Origin of the sequence: Coleofasciculus sp. F4-SAH-05, assembly GCF_040222985.1 — a bacterium.
GTDB lineage: Bacteria > Cyanobacteriota > Cyanobacteriia > Cyanobacteriales > Coleofasciculaceae > Coleofasciculus > Coleofasciculus chthonoplastes.
This window is the reverse complement of sequence record NZ_JAVKBY010000285.1, coordinates 1-22,261: the sequence shown is the minus strand read 5'-3', so window position 1 is coordinate 22,261 and position 22,261 is coordinate 1. Positions and strand designations below refer to the sequence as shown.

20 protein-coding genes are annotated in these 22,261 nt (G+C 46.5%); 11 read left to right on the top strand and 9 right to left on the bottom strand.

Annotation, left to right across the window (positions count from 1 at the left end):
* Positions 1–429: 429 nt before the first annotated feature.
* The gene (locus RIG27_RS34595) at positions 430–1,119 is read left to right on the top strand and encodes a transposase (RefSeq protein ID WP_446351528.1); all 690 of its coding nucleotides are present in this window, start codon (positions 430–432) and stop codon (positions 1,117–1,119) included.
* 829 nt (positions 1,120–1,948) lie between these two features.
* On the opposite strand, the gene RIG27_RS34590 is transcribed toward RIG27_RS34595, so the two are convergent.
* Positions 1,949–3,058 carry an AAA family ATPase gene (locus RIG27_RS34590; protein ID WP_446351527.1) on the bottom strand — a complete coding sequence of 370 codons (1,110 nt, stop codon included), beginning with the start codon at positions 3,056–3,058 and terminating at the stop codon, positions 1,949–1,951.
* A 416-nt stretch (positions 3,059–3,474) separates the two neighbouring features.
* Between RIG27_RS34590 and RIG27_RS34585 the strand changes: the two genes are divergently transcribed.
* Together RIG27_RS34585 and RIG27_RS34580 are read left to right on the top strand one after the other, a co-directional pair.
* Positions 3,475–4,920 carry a cation:proton antiporter gene (locus RIG27_RS34585; RefSeq protein WP_446351526.1) on the top strand — a complete coding sequence of 482 codons (1,446 nt, stop codon included), beginning with the start codon at positions 3,475–3,477 and terminating at the stop codon, positions 4,918–4,920.
* 97 nt (positions 4,921–5,017) lie between these two features.
* Positions 5,018–5,212, top strand: a complete 195-nt coding sequence (locus RIG27_RS34580) for an Orn/Lys/Arg family decarboxylase (RefSeq protein WP_446340261.1) — start codon at positions 5,018–5,020, stop codon at positions 5,210–5,212.
* Between the two features lie 132 nt (positions 5,213–5,344).
* Here the strand turns inward: RIG27_RS34580 and RIG27_RS34575 are convergent, their stop codons facing one another.
* Positions 5,345–5,890, bottom strand: coding sequence for a 2'-5' RNA ligase family protein (locus RIG27_RS34575; protein ID WP_446351525.1), 546 nt, complete (start codon positions 5,888–5,890; stop codon positions 5,345–5,347).
* Between the two features lie 494 nt (positions 5,891–6,384).
* Here RIG27_RS34575 and RIG27_RS34570 point away from each other — a divergent pair, with 494 nt between their 5' ends.
* Positions 6,385–7,710, top strand: coding sequence for a hypothetical protein (locus RIG27_RS34570; RefSeq protein ID WP_446351524.1), 1,326 nt, complete (start codon positions 6,385–6,387; stop codon positions 7,708–7,710).
* 13 nt (positions 7,711–7,723) lie between these two features.
* Here the strand turns inward: RIG27_RS34570 and RIG27_RS34565 are convergent, their stop codons facing one another.
* Together RIG27_RS34565 and lepB are read right to left on the bottom strand one after the other, a co-directional pair.
* Entirely contained in the window at positions 7,724–8,281 is a 558-nt protein-coding gene (locus tag RIG27_RS34565) for a 3'-5' exoribonuclease domain-containing protein (protein WP_446351523.1), read from the bottom strand.
* A gap of 37 nt (positions 8,282–8,318) precedes the next feature.
* Positions 8,319–8,966: a signal peptidase I gene (gene lepB / locus RIG27_RS34560; protein ID WP_446351522.1), complete on the bottom strand. Its 648-nt coding sequence runs from the start codon at positions 8,964–8,966 to the stop codon at positions 8,319–8,321.
* Between the two features lie 571 nt (positions 8,967–9,537).
* Here lepB and RIG27_RS34555 point away from each other — a divergent pair.
* Both RIG27_RS34555 and RIG27_RS34550 read left to right on the top strand, forming a co-directional pair.
* Positions 9,538–9,972 carry an XDD3 family exosortase-dependent surface protein gene (locus RIG27_RS34555; RefSeq protein WP_446351521.1) on the top strand — a complete coding sequence of 145 codons (435 nt, stop codon included), beginning with the start codon at positions 9,538–9,540 and terminating at the stop codon, positions 9,970–9,972.
* Positions 9,945–10,016, top strand: coding sequence for a hypothetical protein (locus RIG27_RS34550; RefSeq protein WP_446351529.1), 72 nt, complete (start codon positions 9,945–9,947; stop codon positions 10,014–10,016). Before RIG27_RS34555 ends, RIG27_RS34550 begins: the two co-directional genes overlap by 28 nt.
* A 325-nt stretch (positions 10,017–10,341) precedes the next feature.
* Here the strand turns inward: RIG27_RS34550 and RIG27_RS34545 are convergent, their stop codons facing one another.
* On the bottom strand, positions 10,342–10,863 hold the full coding sequence (locus RIG27_RS34545; protein ID WP_446341345.1) for a DUF937 domain-containing protein: 522 nt from the start codon (positions 10,861–10,863) through the stop codon (positions 10,342–10,344).
* A gap of 201 nt (positions 10,864–11,064) precedes the next feature.
* Here RIG27_RS34545 and RIG27_RS34540 point away from each other — a divergent pair, with 201 nt between their 5' ends.
* Positions 11,065–12,615, top strand: a complete 1,551-nt coding sequence (locus RIG27_RS34540) for a YcjF family protein (RefSeq protein WP_446351520.1) — start codon at positions 11,065–11,067, stop codon at positions 12,613–12,615.
* 63 nt (positions 12,616–12,678) lie between these two features.
* Here the strand turns inward: RIG27_RS34540 and RIG27_RS34535 are convergent, their stop codons facing one another.
* Positions 12,679–12,843, bottom strand: a complete 165-nt coding sequence (locus tag RIG27_RS34535; protein WP_446351519.1) for a hypothetical protein — start codon at positions 12,841–12,843, stop codon at positions 12,679–12,681.
* A 266-nt stretch (positions 12,844–13,109) separates the two neighbouring features.
* Here RIG27_RS34535 and RIG27_RS34530 point away from each other — a divergent pair, with 266 nt between their 5' ends.
* The 3 genes from RIG27_RS34530 to RIG27_RS34520 all read left to right on the top strand — a co-directional run bounded on the left by RIG27_RS34530 (position 13,110) and on the right by RIG27_RS34520 (position 18,284).
* Complete coding sequence (locus RIG27_RS34530) at positions 13,110–14,351, top strand: pentapeptide repeat-containing protein (RefSeq protein WP_446351518.1); 1,242 nt, start codon at positions 13,110–13,112, stop codon at positions 14,349–14,351.
* Between the two features lie 271 nt (positions 14,352–14,622).
* Positions 14,623–16,992: a lytic transglycosylase domain-containing protein gene (locus RIG27_RS34525; RefSeq protein ID WP_446351517.1), complete on the top strand. Its 2,370-nt coding sequence runs from the start codon at positions 14,623–14,625 to the stop codon at positions 16,990–16,992.
* Between the two features lie 311 nt (positions 16,993–17,303).
* Positions 17,304–18,284: an ABC transporter ATP-binding protein gene (locus RIG27_RS34520; protein WP_446351516.1), complete on the top strand. Its 981-nt coding sequence runs from the start codon at positions 17,304–17,306 to the stop codon at positions 18,282–18,284.
* On the opposite strand, the gene RIG27_RS34515 is transcribed toward RIG27_RS34520, so the two are convergent.
* The gene (locus RIG27_RS34515) at positions 18,241–18,441 is read right to left on the bottom strand and encodes a hypothetical protein (protein ID WP_446351515.1); all 201 of its coding nucleotides are present in this window, start codon (positions 18,439–18,441) and stop codon (positions 18,241–18,243) included. The two genes, RIG27_RS34520 and RIG27_RS34515, sit on opposite strands and share 44 nt — an antisense overlap.
* Before the next feature lie 151 nt (positions 18,442–18,592).
* Between RIG27_RS34515 and ilvB the strand changes: the two genes are divergently transcribed.
* Complete coding sequence (gene ilvB / locus RIG27_RS34510) at positions 18,593–20,452, top strand: biosynthetic-type acetolactate synthase large subunit (protein WP_446351514.1); 1,860 nt, start codon at positions 18,593–18,595, stop codon at positions 20,450–20,452.
* Between the two features lie 265 nt (positions 20,453–20,717).
* On the opposite strand, the gene RIG27_RS34505 is transcribed toward ilvB, so the two are convergent.
* A complete protein-coding gene (locus tag RIG27_RS34505; protein ID WP_446351513.1) occupies positions 20,718–21,137 on the bottom strand; it encodes a hypothetical protein in 420 nt (139 codons plus the stop codon).
* A 654-nt stretch (positions 21,138–21,791) separates the two neighbouring features.
* Positions 21,792–22,064 carry an element excision factor XisI family protein gene (locus RIG27_RS34500; protein ID WP_446351512.1) on the bottom strand — a complete coding sequence of 91 codons (273 nt, stop codon included), beginning with the start codon at positions 22,062–22,064 and terminating at the stop codon, positions 21,792–21,794.
* Positions 22,065–22,261 lie beyond the last annotated feature (197 nt).

The window sequence follows — 22,261 nt, the reverse complement described above, 5'->3', positions numbered from 1 at the left end:
CTCTCCTCCCCCATGCAACAAAAGTGAAACATCCTCTCTCCTCCCCCCTCTTGTAGGCTATCCCTTACTCGCATCTTTCTTAACAATCCTGAAAGCCTTGTTTCACAAGGCTTTCAAGTTCGGTTCATTCCACTATGCTTGACAAATAACCAAAAACCATTCTTGATAAAAATCAAGTTTTATTGAGAATTGGCTATGTAGGAATGGGGGTTGGAGAGGGCGAGAGCGATCGCTCTCGCTAATGTTAAGAAAGATGTGAGTAATGCATAGCTCTTGTAGGGGGGAACGAGGGGGGTAGGGGGGAACGAGCTCACAAGGGTAGGTTTTTTACATTGACGGTATAATGGAGGTAAGACTTGGAAGACCTGGAGGGAAAGTGGACAAGGAAGAAGACCAAAAAACCATCAAAACTCATGAAGATCTAATTCCATGTTACGGAATAAACATTTAAAAGACTGGTCAAAAATCGTCTCCTATCATTTTCCTCATTTGTCTTTACCTGAAGTGGTTGGTTTAGCGACTTGGAGCTTTGGCATGGTGATGACGGGTTCAAGTAGTCTGACCCGAGTTTCAGAATTGATCGCCAAAATCAATGGAGAAAAAAGAAATACAGTCAGACAAAGACTGAAAGAATGGTATCAAGATAGTAAAGATAAGAAAGGGGGAAAACGAAGAGAGGTAGATGTCAGACAATGCTTTGCACCTCTACTCAAATGGATTATCAGTTTATGGAAATCTGAAGATAAATGGCTACCCTTAGCAATAGATGCAACCAATATTGGTCAGAATTTTACTGTTCTTTCCCTTCATGTTCTTTATCAAGGTTGTGGTATTCCTGTAGCCTGGAAAATTGTTAAAGGTACAGAAAAAGGTTCTTGGAAACCTCATTGGCTTCATATTTTTCAGTATGTCAAGGATGTAGTCCCCGACGATTGGCAAGTAATCGTATCAGCGGATAGGGGACTATATGCTGACTGGCTATTTGAGACAATTTGCTCCTTAAATTGGCATCCTTTTTTAAGAATTAATCATCAAGGAAGCTATCAACTTAGATGTGACAGGGAATGGAGATGTTTAGATACAGTCGCCCCAAAACCCAGAACAAGTTGGTCGGATTAGGTTACTTGTTTTAAGAACCATTCTATTGATTGCACTTTATTAGCACATTGGGATGAAGGATATAAAGAACCCTGGTTAATTGTTACCGACTTAGAACCGATACAAGCTCAGAGCTTTTGGTATGGTTTACGTTCTTGGATTGAATCAAGTTATCGAGATCTAAAAAGTGATGGATGGCAGTGGCTCCCAAACTCGTTTAAGAGAACCAAACCGAGCCGAAAGGATTTGGTTAGCTATGGCAATAGCAACACTCTGGGCAGTAACTGTAGGGAGTGAAGAACAGCAACATCTCTCCAAACAGTTCAATGAGCAAAATAAGCCTGATTCTCTCATAAATCCGAAATCGGACTTGAGGAAACAACAGAGGACAAGACGCTTGTTTTTTACAAGGCTTAATTAACATTATTGCTGATTTGATTTGTGGTAAAGGTATTTCCTTAAATGGTTTATTTCCACGAACAGTTTTTACTCCGAATACTTCTTGAGCTATACAATTCTTCTCTTCCTTGTCTACTTTCCTTCCTTGTCTCCCTTGTCTTATCCCCACCCTAAAGTAAAAAACCTACACCTGTCAGCTCTCCCGACCCCCCTCGTTCCCCCCTGCTGCTACAAGAGGGGGGATGACAGAGGATGCTTCGCTTTTTTTGCACGGGAGAGGGGAGCAAGAGATCCGGTTCCCCTTCTCCCTCCCTGGGGAGAAGGGGTTAGGGGATGAGGGGGAAATGTCGAGAAGTAGATAGACACAGCTTAAAACCTTGCCAGCATTGCTTTCTACCTTAAGTTGACGCGGATGGATGGTATCGTGCCCTGATCTAGCTCCAGAAAAGGATTAACTCAAGCGCTGGCGTAGCCACAATGCCAACAGAGGGAGAGCCAGTCGATAATTTTGCTCGGAGCCATAAATCAAGCCTTTGTGTTGTAATCCCGCGATCGCGCCTTGGAGACTCCCCCCTCTGGATAGGTAATGTTTGTGAATATAATCGCGACTTTGGGGCTTGTCAGTCGGATCTAACGCCAGAGATTCCAACAGATGCGCCTGATTCGCCGGAAGCAGCATCAGTAATGACTCGAAAACCATGGATAGGTCAGATAATAGATCTTGGATTGCCTGCTGGATGTGGCGATCGCGAATTAATCCGTCAGCCACTCGCACCGACTGGAGGCGTCGTACCAGTGCGGAAGCATCGCCTAAATGTCCCTGCACCGCATTGACAAACAATTCCAAGGCTTGCGATCGCGGATCGAATGTTAGCCCTTCGACATGCAGAACCTCCTGCGCCCAAGCCGCTACCACATCATCCGCTAAGGGGGCTAGCTGCACGATTTCTAAACTATTCCCTGGTTCATCAGGATGAATGCTAATTTCTGCGATCGTTGCCACCAATACATAACTCACCTGAGTCTGACGCTCGATCTCTTGCTTCAAGAAATTTTCCCACACCCCATGCCGATCCCAAGAACGAATATGGGGGAAGCTTTCCAAAATCAGCACCACCCGTTCACCTGTAGATTCGGCTAATTCTTGTAGGAGTTCCAGTAATCCCTCAAATGCTTTCCATTGCTGCTCTTGACTCTTTACCCGAACAGGTTTTAGCTGCGCTCTACCTCGTCCGTTATCATTGAGGACAAATAATTCAACCGCCTTGTGTTCAATCCACTCTTGCATTAAAGCGTGAGCCGTTGCACTGAGAAACGTCTGATTGATACTCTCGCACAACAGTTGCACGAAGCGTTGACCATCAGTAACCCGGATACAGTCAACTTCCAGGATTTTCACGCCAACTTCCTGAGCCGCCCGTCGTACCAAAGTCCGCCGTCCACTTCCCGGTACTCCCACAATCAACAGGTTGCCCTCATGGGCTAAAACCTGGGTAATTCGTTGGAATTGCGCTTGCCGTCCAACCAATTGAAACGGTGTTGATACATCCAAAATGGTCACGGTTTTAGTGTCCTGATCTCAAGAGTAGACAGGTTCCGGTGGTACACCTTTAGTCCTTCCGCCGCCAACGGTATTCGGCGACTCAGGGCTGAGGTTAAGTATTGATTTGCCACGAATCGGTTCTCTAATCTGGCTATTGCATGTTTTATCATGTCGCTCCCAAGCTCAAACCAAGCCGTTGGTGTGGTATGAGTCTATCGTCTGTATTGACACTTTTCAATAGTGTCAGCCTTTTATAGCACTATTAAAACGTGCTATAAATGTTTTAGCACCTTTTCACCGGAAAGCATAGCCGTGTTAGCAGCCTGCCTATTCGCCACTATTCTGGGCGAATTTTTCAGCATCATCTTAAAAAAGACGCTAGCACGGCATCATCAGATTTTAGAAAGCAGCGAGGTTGAGAAATACAATACCCCATGAGTACATTGACGCTTACCTGGATTGCACTACCGCTGTTTGTGGGGTTCAGCATTTATCTGTTCCCCAAACTTGACCGATATCTCACACTGGGCGTCGCCCTGGTTTCGGTTGGATATGCGTTGCAGTTATTATTTGTAGCTAAAGCGCCATTAACCCTGCAATTATTGGATAGTTTCGGCGTTACCTTAATTGTTGATCAATTAAGTGGTTTTTTTATATTGACCAATGCCTTGGTCACAACCGCCGTTATCCTCTATTGTTGGCATACAAATAAAACGGCGTTCTTCTATACACAAACGATTATTTTACATGGCAGTGTCAATGCCGCGTTTATCTGTGCCGATTTCATCAGCTTATACGTCTCGCTAGAGGTTATTAGTATTGCCGCATTTCTGTTAATTGCCTATTCCCGAACCAATCGTTCGATTTGGGTGGCGTTACGCTATATGTTTGTCGGCAATGTAGCCATGCTGTTTTATCTGGTGGGTGCGGTGTTGGTGTATCAGGCGAATTATTCCTTTGCTTATGAGGGTTTGAGTAATGCACCCATCGAGGCAGTTGCCCTGATTGTTTTGGGACTTCTGAGTAAGGGGGGTATTTTTGTATCGGGATTGTGGTTACCGTTGACCCACTCGGAATCGGAAACACCTGTGTCAGCGTTGCTCTCAGGGGTTGTGGTGAAAACAGGCGTGTTTCCCCTGGTGCGCTTTGCCTTGATGATGGAGGCGATCGATCCCATTGTCCGACTCTTCGGCGTGGGAACCGCACTGCTGGGAGTCGGATATGCCATCTTTGAAAAAGATACCAAGCGCACCCTAGCCTGTAGCACGATTTCCCAAGTAGGCTGGATACTCGCTGCACCAGAAGTTGGTGGCTTTTTTGCCCTAGCCCATGGATTGGCGAAATCAACGCTGTTCCTGATCGCGGGAAACTTACCCAGCCGAAACTTTAAGGAACTCAAAGAGCAGCCGATGAATACCGGACTCTGGATTGCCCTAGTTATGGCTAGCCTCTCAATTTCGGGCTTTCCCTTGTTCGCCGGCTTTGGCGCGAAGGTTTTGACGTTGAAGAATGTCCAGTCTTGGCAATGGCAATGGATTGTCATGAACCTGGGGGCGGTGGGAACTGCGATGGTGTATGCCAAATTCATCCTTCTGCCCCATGGGAAAGAGAAGCCTGTTCGAGCCAGTTTCTGGACTCCAATCCTATTACTACTCAGTGCGCTGATTGCCGCAAGTGGGATGTATTTGGAAGGATACACCCTGTTAAATATCACCAAAAACCTAGCAATCATCGCCATGGGATGGTTGGCATATTTTTTAATTTTTCAACGAGTGGTACTCAAACTCCCCCGTGTGCTTGAGCAATTGGAGCATCTAATCGGGGTGATGGTAGTGATGAGTCTAACGTTGATCCTACTCTTCAAGTTGGTATTGGTATGATTGCACGAATCCCCATCAGCAATCTTTATCGAAAATTCTGCGATCGCTCTGAAGTGATAGATATCAATGCGATGTAAGCTGATAAACGATAATCCCTTTGGTTGATCGCAACTGCCATAAGTCCATCTTACAAGCTATTCATGATATGTATCTGACGCTTCCCGAACCAGCGATGCGTCCAGCCGATGCCTACAATGCCTTGGTACATAATCATGTTGAGTCTGTAGATATTGAGGAAGCAATTGGTCGGATCTCTGCAAGTATGGTAGCTCCTACCCCCCCAGGCATTTGAGCTTAAGTTGACACCAATGCACGTCGGTGCGCCCCTACAATGCTAATCCATCTTGTTTAGGTGTGCCACGTCAGTAGGGACGTTGCTGGCAATGTCTCTACTTTTTTTATCCTTACTAAAGATATAATATGATCAGGTTAAAAAAGGAAACTCTACATTCACATTCCATCGCCGACCATCGTGAAGTAACAAAGTAAGATGAGATGCCAAAAACTCAAATTCTAACGGTTGGTTCTCAAATTCAATCCACGCCTTGCGAAAATTCTGCCGTTTCAAATCCCGAAATGCCACAGTGACATGAGGAGAAAAGGGACGATTTTTAGAACGCTCATCAACGATACCTAAAGAGTCTTCTAGATATGCCACTAAATCCTTGTGAATCGCGATCAGTTCTGGAGTTTTCAGAACATTGACGTAAATAACGCGAGGTTTAAATGCCCCAAACCCTTGAAGGGTGATCGGAACAGGTATTCGGGTTTGAGCAAAACTTTTCAGGGATTCTTCGAGAATAGGTACATCATCGACTTCCCATTTAAAAGGGGATTGCAGTGTAATATGGGGTGGAGATTTGAGGGCTGCTTTACTCTCATAAACATCAGCACAATGTTGCTTGATCTCCATAATCGAGCCTTGAATGGTTTGAGGAGGAAGTAGGGCAATAAAAAAGATTTTTTTCATGTTAAGAAGTAATAAAAATAGGTTTTACTAGGAGCGTTTTTAGGGATTAATATTTGTTGTTTTTCCTAACTTGGCAATAACCCCGGATCTCTCACCCCAATTGCCCAAAGGTTTATACAACCTGGATTGACCGTAGAAAAAGGCTGGCAACACTCTGTCAAAATTCTGGGGTAGTCTAAAAATGCTCGAAACCCATCTAGACAAGGGTTTTGAGGAATAAAATTATCAAACGTGTGAGCCATTGGGGTTAAACTATGACAAAATGATATAATCCTATTTTTTGGTTGATAAGCTGTCATGCATTTGTCATGCATTTAAATTGGGTATTAGTAGCGAGCTTTCTGGCTCGCACTACAATGATTTCGTCATTATTGACATTAAGGTTTAAATGCCGAACAGCTTAGACTATAGCAAAAAGCAGAAGGCAACAAAGAGCTTGAGGTTTCTTGACCCATCAAATCCTTGCTCAATTATTTATCTTTAGGAGATCCGACATGACTACAAAACCAGATCAAACGGCAGATGCGCGTAACCGCGTGATTGAATCTGCCCGTCGATTAGGGGTTGAACTCAAGGAACAAGAATTGGAACGATGGATGAACTCCATCACCGAAGCCACAGGAGACAGCGATATTACCGTTGATCAAGATACGGGGGTTTTTGGTCATAAGGTCAGTATGTTAGATTTTGACCCCAAAGATCTAGAGCGTTTTCGCACCATCGGCAGAATTGTAGAATTTGACGATGTTCCTGGTGTTGTCGAAACAGCGTTGGCGCTCTCAGGTTCAGCGGCTCAATCTAAGGTTCAAACTCACCCAGGGGACTGTGACTACTTTGAGCGGGTGAATATTATTGCCCCAACCCGGGCGGAAGCCTGCCAGATTCTCTCCCGAATTATGCGTGAGAAAACCATCAACAGCCGCTCAGGTGATAATTTTCAATTAGTTGAACTGAAATTTGGTAGCTATCCCCAAGATGTGATCCGTGATGAACACTCCTATCACAAAGGCTCACCTATCTCCTGGTCCCCGGATGAGGTTGTCGCTGAGCAAATTGAAGTCAGCGACTTGCAAGGAAATCCGATGACCATCACTTGGGATTCGGTCGCCGATGATCCGGGTTGGTGTAAGCTAGACTGGGTGATTGCCGATCCGGTGCGTCGTCAATTGTCTAACGCCAGCAATATGTTGGATGTCACCTGGGAAGCTCCCGATGGTACAATCACTCCCTTAGACGGCTATCTAGACGGCTATTTCCAAGAAATTTACCTCGATGCTGAATCTGCCCCCATCTTTTCCAAACTGGTGAAGCAGGTTTCAACTGATGTCATGGATGATTATGTGACGCAGTTGGAAAAGGAAGTTAAAAAATATTTTAAGCCGGATAATCCCAACTATGGCAAAGCGGCTAAACGACTGTACAATATCTTCCGCCTGAATGGGCAATATGAGGAAGCTGCCTTCCTACGGGAACTGTTTGATGAACCCGCCGCATTACTGTATCAAGTTCACGCCTTAGTGCGAACGGTGAAAGATGCCATCGACCAAGGTGCGGTGTTTGATATTGATCATATTCTTGATCAAACGGATGAACTGATTCTGTCCGTGATCAAGGTTTTGGAAGGGGAAGAGGAATTAGAAATTACCCGCCATCTCCTGCGTTTATCCCGCTGCATTAGTCGTCAGCAAGAAGGGGTTCCACTGGGTCCCCAAGTCGAGGCAGCACGATCAGAGGTGATGCAGATTGTCAATAATTTCTTCTACGAAAAGATGATGGCACTACCGACAATTAAAGCTTACGTTGAGGGTCTCCACTCTTAATGTAAACTACCGTCTATTGTTGTAAGTTGTGTTGCACAAGATTGCAAAATAACTTACCCTGTTGTATTGCATCATCAAGAGCAACGTGGGTCAGGGGCATTTCCTCCAACCACTCAGGGGGTATATTTTTCTTCCCTGACTCACGATAATCTTGTTTGAGGAATGCCATCGCATAGGATCGGATGTCGAGTGCCGAATGGTTAAAAGGACTATCGCCGACAAACTTAATCAAATACCAGTAGACAAACATAAAGTCGAAGGCAGCCGGATAGCCAACAAAGATCGGTTGACCTGGTAATGCTTCTAGCCAAGTGTGATAGTCCCGCATTACGTGTTCGGGGGGCTGTGGGTTAACTCGGCTGGCTTCCCAGGCGGTGGGTTGTTGTGACCACCATTTCATGGTTTTGGGATGACCTGTTGCTCCTGGCAAGGTTTCCAGGTTGGCTGTAAAGGTTGCAATTAATTGTTTGTCTGCTTTGAAAGCAGCCGAGGCAATGCTCAACATTGAGTGAGGTCCAGGAATGGGACCATCAGATTCAATATCTGTACTGACGTAGATTTCGATTGTCATCTATTTTCTAACTCATTCCCAACTGGAGTTACAGACATCAAACTAAACCGAATCGGCTGGGGGGCCAGAAGCGGAAACAAGCGTGACCAATAATATTAGGTTGAGGCAAGAATCCCCAAACGTGAGAGTCGTTGCTGTTGTTGCGATTATCTCCCATGACAAATAACTGACCTTCCGGAACGCGCACGGGTGCCATCTGATAGTTTGGGGGTTCGGCAATGTAAACTTCGTCTAGCGGTTCCCCATTAATATAGACTTTGCCATCTTGAATTTGGACGATTTGACCCGGTGTAGCAATGATTCGTTTAATAAAAGCTTGGTCTTCGGTAAATCCCTGCATTTGCAGTTGAGGTGGTGGATTAAAGACAATGATGTCCCCACTGACTGGGGGTTTGAAGTGGTAAGAGATTTTTTCCACAACTACGCGATCGCCGATGTTCAATGTCGGTATCATCGAGTTTGAGGGAATGTAGCGCGGTTCGGCAATAAAGACTCGAATCAACAGCGCTAGGGCGAGTGCGATCGCAATAATTTGTAGATTTTCTCGGACTTGTTGCCAGAACTTGGATCTCGGCGATATAGATGGGGTCGATTGTTCTGCTACTGTTGACTGATTCGGTTTGTCCACAGGTATTGAAGTCCCTCCCTTGGCAGACTGATCCGTTACCGTTTTGTTCAAAGTCATACACGTTTGCCGTGAAAATCGCTGGCAGTCACCAGCCTCCAAAAAACGTTTGGCTTTCAGTCAAGATAACACGCTCTCTAGCTCTTTGAGCGATGGGGGGACTAATTCCGGTAGTCTTCACGAGGCATCGGCGTTCGTGAACCCCGTCAGCTACAGTAATGGATACTCTCGTGCATGAGCATCCCATTTCTTTCAATTTGGTGTAGTGCAGACATCATGCCCGCTTCCCGTGCTTCCAAGGAACAAAACCCTCCCCCTCTCGTGCCGTCTTTTCCCAAAGGCATTCGCTAGTTTTAACTGGTATTCAGAGTTTATTTTAACCTTAATTAACTCTGCTTTATTATCTAGATTTTTACAAAAATAATCATGATAAATTTCTAATTTTTTATATTTATTAATTTTTCCATTTTTAAATAAACAACACAAGAAACTGTGCGAACTTAACAACAGCTTTATCTTAAATTGCTTTAATTATAAGTACAAAAGTTGTAATTTATGAGAATTGACGCAATGAATACCAACAAAGTCTAAATTTATCGGCAGTGCTGTTGTTGCAGTTAGCTTAATTTCTATGCTGGGTCAGCAAGCCAACGCTGGACAATTACATAACGGATGGAACTATGGGATTGATTCGTTCAGTGATGGCTCTGGTGGTGCTAAGTATGACATCAAAGGATTAGCCATGAAAGAAACAGCCGATAGTATTTTTGTGGCTCTAACAGGTGGCACACCCTTAGAAGGAAATAAAGACACAGGAGCGGTTGACAACAATGTGGGATTTGGTGATTTGTTCTTTAATTTTTCTGGAAAAGATTTTACCACAGCGATGAATGATGGTGATCTATTTGGAATTCGCTTTGCTGAAACTAATGATTCTCAAGTCAGCCGTACTGGGGTTTATCAAAATGTCACGGCAATGAGCGTAACTCAAGATAACGATGGGTATGGCAGCTTAAGTCAGTTCCTGAACCTTCGGGTCTGGCTGGGATTGCTGGCATTGGTTTGACCTTTGCGGGTATGGCTTTACGCCGTCGCCAATCACGAGGCTAGCTGCCATTTTTGTAATTTAATTATTGGTAGTAACTAGCCAAGAACTCAAGTTCTTGGCTAATAGCTAATGAAAACCCCCTGGGGGGAACGAGGGGGGCCGGAGTTGGGGTTAGGGGGAGGGGGAAAATGTCGAGGAGTAGATAGACACAGCTTAAAACCTTGCCAGCATTGGTTTTCTACCTTAAGTTGACACGGATGACCGACGTGCGCCCGAAACACCTGTAATATGATGTCCGCTAGTATCGGACTTGTATGAGCCTTTTCGTAGTCCGGGAAATCAAGCCTTTTAAGGCACTAAAGTGCCTACTACATACATACAAACAAGCTAAGGATTCAGATAACGAGACGCCATTTGCATCGCATCAGCAATATCCACATCGCCGTCACCATCTGTATCGAGGAATGAGTTCAACACAGGATTCGATCCTTCAGGATTTTGGTTATTGGTTCCAGTTTTAAGTAAGTTCAGCACCAAGGGAACCAACATGGGTAACAGGGATTGAATGGTAGCCGCATTAAGTCCTGTCCGTTGTTCGGCTTCCTCTACTAACTGTTGGATTTGTGGTGTATTAAAGAGTAAGTTGACTGCTTGATTGTTAGCACCTGTACCACTGAATTGGTTAATAAAGGATTGTGTCTCCTGTTCTCCTTCCGCTTCTCGCTTTTGTTGCAACGCGGGACGGGCATATTTGCCAACGATAGATAAAACCGATTGAATCGTAGAGGGGTCAGCCTCGGCACTTTGGCTGAGGTTTTGCACGGTACTGAGAATGCCAGCTAATTGACCAGAACTAGCTTCCTGAGAGGGGTTATTAATCGCACCGAGAATTTGATTGAATAGACTCATCGTTTTTTAGGCTGTAAAGAATGTCTCTAAATGATCAGCATTATCCATTCAGTATAGTTCGTTGCTCTTGGTTTACCACACGGTAACGTGGGATCTATTACCCGTGCTGCCAGCTCTCATTGACACTCTCCGCCCATCGCTAAACTATAGTTATCACTCCTTTGCCCTCTGCCCTCTGCCCTGGAGCCTTCTGAAACCATTATGCCCCTACCCCGCCTACTGACGCTCATTATCGGTCTCAGTATCATTCTGGGGCTAATCCTGTGGCTGATTGACTCGATTAATCGACTCTATTGGTCGTTAAATTCGCCTCTACTGGCAAATTTGCTCGTCTTATTGCTAATTGTCCTCCTGATCCTGTTAATTGCCACGTTTGTCTATTACGTTTGGACATTCAGCCGCCCCAAATCCTCTCGCCGACGCCGCCCGACGCCAAAAGTACCGCAGGCGAAAACGGAAGCGGCTTCTGAAACCCTCAAAGCGGTGCGACAGCAGGTGCAGAAAATTCAAGATGAGGTAGCCCAGCAAGCCCTGTTGAGTCGATCGCGTGAGATTGAGGCGACGTTAGCCCGTGGGGAACTGTTGGTTGTCATCTTTGGCACGGGTTCATCGGGGAAAACCTCTCTGATTAATGCTCTCATTGGGCAGATGGTGGGTCAAGTGGGCGCACCGATGGGAACCACGGATCAGGGACAAACGTATACGCTAAGGTTGAAGGGAGTAGAACGGCAGATTTTGATTACCGATACACCTGGTATTTTAGAAGCGGGTGTGGTGGGTACCCAACGGGAACAACTGGCGCGACAGCTTGCCACGGAAGCCGATTTATTATTGTTTGTGGTGGATAATGATTTGCGACAGTCGGAATATGAACCGTTACGTCGTCTCGCGGATATTGGTAAGCGATCGCTGTTGGTTCTCAATAAAGTGGATCTCTATACCGATACGGATAAAGAAACGATTCTAGCCCGGTTACGCCATCAGGTACGTGGCTTTATTGCTGCATCAGATGTGGTAGCCATTGCCGCCAATCCCCAATCTGTACGATTAGACAATGGGGAAGACGTCCAACCTGACCCTGAGATCATACCCTTAATCCGCCGTCTGGCGGCGGTACTACGGGCTGAAGGGCAAGATTTGATTGCGGATAATATCTTACTCCAGTCTCAGCGTTTAGGCGAAGACGCCCGTCGTCTGATTGATCAGCAACGGCGGCGACAGGCGGAGAAAGTGGTGGAACGGTTTCAGTGGATTGGCGCTGGGGTGATTGCGGTTACGCCGTTACCTGTCGTCGATTTATTAGCAACGGCGGCGGTTAACGCCCAGATGGTGGTGGAAATTGGTCGAATTTATGGCTGTGATTTGAATATGGAACGGGGGAGAGAATTAGCGCTGTCTTTGGGAAAAACCTTAGCCAGTTTGGGAATTGTTCAAGGGGCGATGCAACTTCTATCAAGGGCGCTACAATTTCACATCGCTACCTATTTAGTTGGCAAAGCGATTCAAGGGGTAACGGCGGCGTATTTAATCCGAATTGCTGGGAAGAGTTTTATTGAATACTTCCGTCATGATCAAGACTGGGGCGATGGGGGGATAACAGAAGTTGTGCAGCAGCAATTTCAGCTAAACCGTAAGGATGAATTTATGAAAGTATTTATCCAAGACGCGATCGCACGAGTGGTTATGCCCCTGAGAGATGCTTCAGAGGTGAAAGATTTAAGAGATTCTCAACAGGACGACTGGGAACATTAAGTTTGTCATTTGTCATTTGTCATTTGTCAGAGAACAGGAAACGGGGAACATAAAATTCATAATTTACAAGTCATGATTCATCACTTGAACGCCCTGTGGTAAGTGACTTACCGGGGCGGGAATCATTTCTCCGCGAAAGTCCAAAAGCTGAACCAGAAGAAGGTATGCCAGTGCCAGAAGTATGGAAATGGCTCCAGTAATAATTGCCACAATTTTTGAACGATTCATTGATAAATGGTGACTTGTAATTAGAAATTGCTGATCACGAAAAACGGGGAACAGAAAATAGGCAATAGAGCATAGAAAACATTGTGATTGATACCATCTTGCGGCTAATCTAAAAGCATAAGCCGTCGCTATTCTCGTTCAATTGTTCCACTAAATGTTTTATTCTACAGCATAAGAGTTGGTCAAGTCGAAACCTTGCTGAATGCAAATTTCTATTCCACCAACGCCCGTTGTCTTATGGTTGCCCCATCCATTCGGAGGTTATGATGGCTCAGGACTACTCCGGTCAAAATCTGCAAGGTCGCTCGTTTCGAGGCAGAACTGACTTGGCAGGTGCTAATTTCAGCCACGCCGACATCCGAGGCGCAGATTTTAGCAATGCTATCCTAACAGGGGCAAATTTTAGCTATTGCCAAGCTGGATTACAGCAACACTGGGCAATGATTCTATTGCTGGTTGCTCTATTTCTATCCACCCTATCGGGTTTTGTTTCCGCCTTGGCGGGTGTAATCACCGGAGCGGCGCTGATTAGTCAGAACCTGATCGAAATATTAGCGGGTGCGTTTATTCTAATCGCTTTGGGCGTTTTTGTCAGCCTGACGATCCGCCAAGGGCTGATTATGGCGTTAGGAGTTTGGGTTGTGGCAATTGTGGTGGCGGCAATGGTGGCAGTTCTGACAGGAGCCACAGCGGTAGCGGTAACTTTAGTAGCTGCCAGTGCTTTCGCCGTCGCTGCTGCAATTGGTATGGCAGTCGTGGCAGCCGGAGCCGCCGCCGGAGCTATCGCTGCTGCTAGTGCTGTCGCCATCGTCGCCGCCGGAGCTGGTGTCGTCGCCGCCGCTGGTTCAGTGGTTGTGGTTACAGCGGGAGCCTCCGTAGTAGCAGCAACCAGTGCCGCAACAGTGGCGGTGATTGTGGCGGTGGGTGTGGCTGGACTTTCTGCTTATGTAAGCTGGCGAGCCTTAATCGGGGATAAAAACTACGCCTTGATTCGTCGGGTTGCGGTTGCCTTTGCTGCGATTGGGGGAACAAATTTTCAGGGTGCCGATTTAACGGACGCGGATTTCACCCAAGCACTGCTCAAAAGCACCAATTTTAGACAAGCCAAGGTGACGCGCACTTGCTGGTTTCAAGCCAAAAAACTGGAACTGTCCCGTGTGGGAACAACCTATTTGGATCACCCCAAAATTCGGCGATTAGTGGTTACGGGTGAAGGACAAGAGGAAAACTTTGACAATCTTCGCTTACCGGAAACGAATCTGCGGGGGGCTAATTTAGTCGCGGCGAGTTTCATCAATAGCGATCTCAGCCACGCCAATTTGCAGTCGGCTAACCTAAAGGGGGCGACGCTAAAAAATACCAATTTAGATAGTACCGATCTAATTGGGGCTTGTCTGGTGGGCGCTTATATTGAAGAATGGAAGATCACAAGGAAAACCAAATTTGATCGGGTGCAGCGTCAGTATATCGTTCGACGATTGGGTCTGAAAAAACGACCGAAACGCTAACCCCTATCCAAAAACGGTTCGGGAAACTTTCCCACCTTAACCAGAGATAAACGTACAATCAAACTGGGCAATGCCATCGTGTTCTGCCGATCTTTACCAAAAGCGGCGGGAAGCCCACCTTCTTTTGGAGGGAGGGAAAACAACTTACCGCCGAGTTCAGAATCATCGTTAATTGTGGATTAGCCATGAACCCTGAATTGGAAATCCCCCTGATTTGGCGGGGGATGAGTTTAACCGGATCTAAGATAGATGTGCGTCACCAGGAGGTTCTATGAATAAAAGACGCGAGATTTTCGCCCCCCACAGCCGTTCAAGGCGTAGACAACGAAGACGACAAATCGCTCTAGTTGCTGGAGTCGGACTCGCTGGTCTAATTTGGGGAGGAACGCTGATCGGGGGAAAGTATACCAGAGGGCTGGGTCAATTGACCATCCGGCTGCCATTTGTGCAGCATAATTCCTTTAACCCAGAAAAACAGAGCGACACGGCGGTTTTGCGACTCGCGTCTTTACCAGCGAACCAGCGAAAAGCCAAACTTGAGGCGATCGCGCAAGGAAAAAATTCCATTGATAAGTCTCGTGCGCGTTATCTTTTGGCAGCGGATTTAATTGCACAAGACAAGGGCAAGGAGGCGCTGCGTTGGTTAGAGGGATTGGAGTCAGATTATCCTGTCCTGGGTGGCTATATCGCGGTTAAACGCGCCCAAGCTTACGAACAGATGGGTGAGAAAACCAAAGCCCTCACAGAATGGCAAAATCTGCTGCAACGTTACGCGGATCAGCCCGTTGCGGCTGATGCGCTTTATGCTCTTTTCTCCCAGGAGTCTCAGTATCAGGAAGACGAGATCAAATCATTGTCCGCCAATCCGAGTTGGCAAGAGAAAATCCAGCAGCTTTATGAACCGCCTATTGACGATCCCAAATACTGGGAGAAAGCCGTCGCTCACTATCCATCTCATCCGTTGATTCTGGACTTAGCAGGAGAGCGCCTCCAAGAGAATCCCGATCAGCCTGAGTTGATGCTGCTGTTGGCTCGATATGCCTTTGATACCCCAGAAGTCACTCCAGATGTGACACCGATCTTAGACCAATTGGTGGCAAACTACGGTAGGGCAGTTGACTCCGATGATCAACCTCTAATTAAACCAGAGGATTGGCAAGCGATCGCGGTGGGTTACTGGCGAGATCGGAAATATGGTCAAGCCAGCGCAGCTTATGCAAAAGCTGCCAAGACTTCCGATAATGCCTATTTAGTCGCCAGAGCCCTCAAATTTGCCCAGAAGTACGCGGACGCTAAACAGGCATACAAACAGATGGTGAGTGATTTTCCCGACGCCGAGGAAACACCCGCTGCCCTGATTGAACTGGCGCAACTGCAACCGGATATTGAGGCAGTTCCCTATCTAGACAAAGTGATTGAACGCTTCCCCGAACGCGCCGGGGAAGCCCTTTTGGTTAAAGCTGAAACTCTGGAACGCCTAGGGAGTTATCAAGCCGCCGAGGAAGCCCGAAAACAATTGATTGATGAGTATGGCGAATCCGACGCCGCCGCCGCCTACCGTTGGCAAGTGGCGCGATCGCACGCTGAATCCGGCAATGTCGAGGCGGCTTGGGAATGGGCAAAACCGATTACCACCGAAAATCCCCATCGTTTCCTGGCACGTCAGGCGGGCTTTTGGGTGGGCAAATGGGCAAGGGAATTGGGACGCCGACAGGATGCCCAAGCCGCATTCGAGCAGGTGATTACCAACCACCCCCAGTCTTACTATGCGTGGCGCTCTGCCGTGCAGCTGGGTTGGGATGTGGGCGACTTTAAAACCGTCCGTCAACTTGATCCGAAACTGGTGCTGCCGAAAACTCGACCCGTATTACCGGTCGGTTCAGCCGCTCTCAAGGAACTCTATTTACTGGGTCAAGACCAAGAGGCTTGGATACTTTGGAAAGCCGAATTCCAAAATCGTCTCGAACCTACCGTTGCAGAACAGTTTACCGATGGCTTGGTGCAGTTGGCAATCGGAGATTACTTGAGCGGCATTTCTACCATTGCCAGCTTAGAAGATCGGGATACCCCCAAAGAACAAGCGCAGTACCAAGACTTACGGGAAAAATTCACCTACTGGCAAGCACTCTATCCCTTTCCTTTCTCAGATAAGATCTCAACTTACTCCCAAAAGCGGCAACTCAATCCTTTATTGGTAACTGCCCTAATTCGCCAAGAATCTCGCTTTGAACCTGATATTCGTTCCGGTGCTGGTGCTGTCGGTTTAATGCAAATGATGCCCAGTACGGGGGAGTGGGCGGCAGAAAGTATTGATGTGGAGGATTATTCTCTGGAAAATCCGGACGATAACATTAAATTGGGAACCTGGTTTCTGCAACAAGTTCACCAGTCTTATAACAACAACTCCTTACTCGCGATCGCCAGTTACAATGCCGGTCAAGGAAATTTATCAAAATGGCTGCAACAACAAAGCCCTGGCGATCCGGATGAGTTTGTTGAATCCATTCCTTTTGATGAAACTAGAGATTATGTGAAGCAGGTGTTTGGGAACTATTGGAATTATTTACGGTTGTATGATCCCAATGTTGCCCAGCAAGTTGCCCAACATTCTCAGAGTCAGTCTACGGCAATGCGTCGATAATGGCGCGGGGGAGGAGCAGGGGGAGCTGGGGGAGCAGGGGGAGCAGGGGGAGCAGGGGGAGCAGGGGGAGCAGGGGGAGCAGGGGGAGCTGGGGGAGCAGGGGGAGCAGAGGGAGCTGGGGGAGCTGGGGGAGCTGGGGGAGCAGGGGGAGCTGGGGGAGCTGGGGGAGCTGGGGGAGACGTTCCGATGGAACGTCTGGAAGTTGGGGAAGAAAACATTCAATTCATGCTTACGCTGTGTACCAGAAACAGCAATATACTGATACAGTTATAACGATAGAACTGTCAATTATGTAATTCAATTAACAGGGAATGGATTCGACTGCTGATTTGCCAGGGGCATTGACTACCCTTGACCAGAGTCCAGTTGTCGCAACTTCTGAGCTAAGCAAAGTTTATCGCACTGGCTTTTGGCTGAATCAAAAAATTGAATCACTGAAAAATTGCTCTCTCTCTGTTGAACCGGGAGAGACGTTTGGCTTGCTTGGTCCGAATGGAGCAGGTAAAACGACGCTATTGAAAATTTTACTGGGGATTGTTCGTCCTACCTCCGGACGAGCTTGGCTGATGGGAAAACCGATTGGCGATCGCGGAGTAAAGCAGCGAATTGGGTATTTGCCAGAAAATCCCTATTTCTATGACTATCTGACAGGTTGGGAATTCTTGCAACTGACCGCCGGGTTGTTTCAAATCCCTAAAAGTCGTCAACGTCAACGCATTCCCCAATTGCTGGAATTAGTGGGATTATCGAAGTCGGCGGCAAAAAAGAAGCAGTTGCGACAGTATTCTAAGGGAATGCTTCAGCGCATCGGTATGGCACAAGCCCTGATCAATGACCCGGATGTCGTGTTTCTGGATGAGCCGATGTCGGGACTCGATCCCATGGGACGCTATCAGATCCGAGAAATTATTCTCTCACTCAAGGAGCAAGGGAAAACCATTTTCTTCAATAGCCATGTTTTATCGGATGTGGAGAAGATATGCGATCGCATTGCGATTCTGGCAGAGGGAGAGTTAATTTGTGTTGGCACACTGGATGAACTTTTGGGTGTAGCGACTCATTACCAAGTTCGTGGGAAAGGCGGTAACATCGACATTCTTCAACGCTGGGTTAAGGAACTGGTATTCGAGGAAGATAGCTGGTACGGTGAACTCAAAGGTGAACCCCAAGAATTTATTGCCAGTCTGCGCCTGATGGGAGCGCAATTAATCGAGATTACTCTAGCACGTTCCTCTCTGGAGGAATTTTTCATGCAGCAGTTACGGCAGAGGGGGATTGAATCGAGCCATTAGCAGGGGGAGTTGGGGAAGCTGTGTAGAGACGTGCCATGGCACGTCTGGGAGCAGGGGGAGCAGGGGGAACAAAGGACCAAGGACCAATGACCAATGACCAATGACCAATGACCAATGACCAATGACCAATGACCAATGACCAATGACCAATGACCAATGACCAATGACAACTAGACAGTGATCCTATATTTGTTTTAAACTAAAAGGCTACTTGCTCAATTTAAAAATCTACCAGAGGTCTGGTGAACCTACTGTCAGAATATACAAAACTCTTAGAAAAACTGTTAATCGTTTAGTGAGGGTATCTGGTGCGTTACCAAAGTATCTCTAAAAAAGAAGTCCAACAAAAAACCGTTACCCGTCGCACGGGTGCTTACGCCTTGATGGATAGTCTGAAGCGTCATGGGGTTGACCATATTTTTGGCTATCCCGGTGGTGCAATCCTGCCGATCTATGATGAACTGTATCGGTGGGAAGAACGCGGGGAAATGCAGCATTTCTTGGTTCGCCATGAACAGGGTGCGGCTCATGCGGCGGATGGATATGCCCGAGCAACAGGGAAAGTGGGTGTCTGTTTTGCCACATCGGGTCCTGGGGCGACAAACTTAGTGACAGGGATTGCTACCGCCCACATGGATTCGATTCCTTTAGTGGTGGTTACCGGACAGGTGACACGGGCGGCGATTGGTTCGGATGCGTTCCAAGAAACGGATATTTTTGGGATTACACTGCCGATTGTTAAGCATTCTTATGTGGTGCGTGATCCTCGTGATATGGCGTGGATTGTGGCTGAAGCGTTCCATATTGCTAGTACGGGGCGTCCAGGTCCAGTGTTAATTGATGTTCCCAAGGATGTGGGACTAGAAGAATTTGACTATACACCTGTTGACCCAGGTATGGTTAAGTTGACAGGGTATCGTCCTACGGTTAAGGGAAATCCCCGACAAATTAATCAGGCATTGCATCTGATCCGAGAGTCGCAGCAACCGTTACTTTATGTCGGCGGCGGTGCGATTACAGCTAATGCCCATGAACAAGTTAAGCAATTGGCAGAAACGTTCCAAATTCCGGTCACGACAACGCTGATGGGGAAAGGGGCGTTTGATGAATCTCATCCGTTGTCGGTAGGAATGTTGGGGATGCATGGCACGGCTTATGCTAATTTTGCCGTGAGTGAATGTGATTTACTGATTGCCGTCGGTGCGCGGTTTGACGATCGCGTTACTGGGAAGCTGGATCAGTTTGCAAGTCATGCTAAGGTGATTCATATCGATATTGACCCGGCGGAAGTGGGCAAAAACCGCGCCCCCGAAGTGCCAATTGTTGGTGATGTGCAGCAGGTGCTGGCTAAGTTATTACGGCGCTACGAGGAACAGGACATTCTGGCTGATCCGAACCAAACTCAGGTATGGCTGAAGCGGATTCAGCGTTGGCGTCAAGAGTATCCCTTGGAAGCGCCGCAGTATCCCGATACGATTTCGCCGCAAGAGGTGATTGTGGAGTTGGATCGGCAAGCTCCAGATGCTTACTACACGACAGATGTAGGTCAACATCAGATGTGGGCAGCGCAATTTCTGAAGACGGGACCGCGCCGTTGGATTTCCAGTGCTGGTTTAGGCACAATGGGTTACGGGGTTCCTGCGGCTATGGGTGTTAAGGTTGCTCTCCCGGATCAGCAAGTGGTTTGTGTGGCGGGTGATGCTTCGGTACAAATGAATATTCAGGAGCTAGGGACATTAGCACAGTATGGCATTAGTGTCAAGACTGTGATTATTAACAATGGCTGGCAAGGAATGGTGCGCCAGTGGCAAGAGGCGTTTTTTGGACAGCGGTATTCGTCCTCGAATATGGAAATAGGAATGCCGGATTTTGTGATTCTGTGCCAAGCTTATGGGGTTAAGGGCATGGTGGTGAAGCATCGGGACGAACTTCAGGATGCGATCGCACAAATGTTGGCGTATGATGGTCCAGTGTTGTTGGATGTCCGTGTCACCAAGAATGAGAATTGTTATCCGATGGTTGCACCGGGTAAGAGTAATGCCCAAATGATCGGATTGCCAGAACGCCGTCAGCAAGAACAGGTGGCTGAGGTGGTCAATTGCAGTAACTGTGGGACTCAGAATCCAACCACGAATCAGTTCTGTCCGGTTTGTGGGACGAAACTGTAATCAGTTAGTGGAAAATTGGATAGTCAAAAGTCCCTTGCACTTGTGGGGGACTTTTATGAATAATCAAGTAATCTTATCGCTATAGGAATGCCTCCCAAGGTGACTTGGAAGGCGGTGTCGTTCATTATCGAAAGGAATCTCAACTCCTCTATATCAGCATAATCCCTATCTGTGACAGCCTTGTCACAACGCTATGACAAGCTTGCGATCGCGCGATGTTGCTGAATGTCTATAACTAGCTTGTAGTCACGTCAATACTATTCCATTAATAGTCCTCAAATTCAATAGCATCGAGCAGGCTAATACTGATTGGGGAGATTTTCTGAGTCATTTCCGGCGAATTTTGGAAAGCATCATTCTCGATATGCGGATAGTCGCACTGAGGAGAAAGTCGCTGGGTTCCTGTCGGTGTATTGTCTTGCCTATCTCCGTGTTGCCCTAGAATAGAACCATAGTGAGTAATCCAGCTATCGTTAACTTGTTGGATATGGCGCAGTTCATGTTCATTGGCGGTAAACAACCAATGTCCATCCGAATGAAAGGCAAAGACAATGGCTAGATGACAGTGATAGGATTCATAATACTTGGGACAACTTTCAGATACAGAACATTGACTATCGAAAAAGGGACAGTGTATGGTGGAACAAACATTAATTGTGGCTTTTTGACCGATAGAGCGTTTCATAGATTAACCCCTGTGTGTTTTGACTAAAGTAAAACTCTCCAGCTCTTGAGATGTGATGCTGTATACTTCAATAATATTTTCTGCCCTAGGCAATTGAACACCGCAAATCTCTGGAAGTTATCCTGATCTGTCCGAAAACAGGTTGGAGATCCCAGGTGCAGAGGCGCAGGGGTGCAGGGGAAAAGGTTTTCCAACCACCATTGAATAGTCTTGAATTAAGATGAGAGCTTATTGAGAATAATTAGGGCTTGCTGCAAAAAGCCAAAACCCTTATTCATCAAGGCTTTGAGCGGCATTAAGAGTTGCTCAGCTCCCAGGAAATCTGGTAAAATTTAACAAAACCCTTGCACCGTGACCAGGTAGATGTACCGAAAAGTTGATTACCTTTCTAGTCATGAATCTGTCCACCCAAAATAAAGCAGGTTTCTTGTCTTTTTTTGTGTTTCCAACAAAATAATGTCTTTTTTAGGTCGAACTTATTTTCAGAGCTGATCATTAGTGAATTTATCAACAATAAATCCTTATCCTTGCTTCAAGCTTAAATAACTAATTAGGATTACATTCATTCAGGAAATCAGGGTTTCCACAAATAAGCCGATTATCTTAATTGTCTTTGCACAGAACCCCTCAAACTTAAGTGATACCTTGGGTAAGCTAAGCTAACGCAAATTCGGTAAATTGACGCACGTCTGGCGGATGAAAACCTAAAACAATATCACCAGAAGGAACTCCTAAATTTAATAATTCATTGGCTATACCTACTTCTGTCCAATCTTCTTCGATCCAAATTTTATCATTTTTAATCTGAATATGAACAGTAATCCCCCGAACTCTTTTTTTTTGCCTCCAACCCGTTTGAAACCAAAGGTATTGATCTCGCGTTTCGTCGAAAGCCAGCAAGCTTTCCAAATAACTGGAGTTCTTCATATTTAATCGTGTAAGGGTCTGCTGTAATTGTCCAACCCTCCTTGACTAAAGCTGTTTTGACCGAGAACTAGGGATACAAGCCTCGTCCTTTTAGGACGACTTTTTATTTTCTCTTAGTCTTGTATTGTAATAAATAATGTGTTAATCTATAAAATTAGTCTAGCACAGGCGAAAGTCGTGAGTATCGCCAATCGATT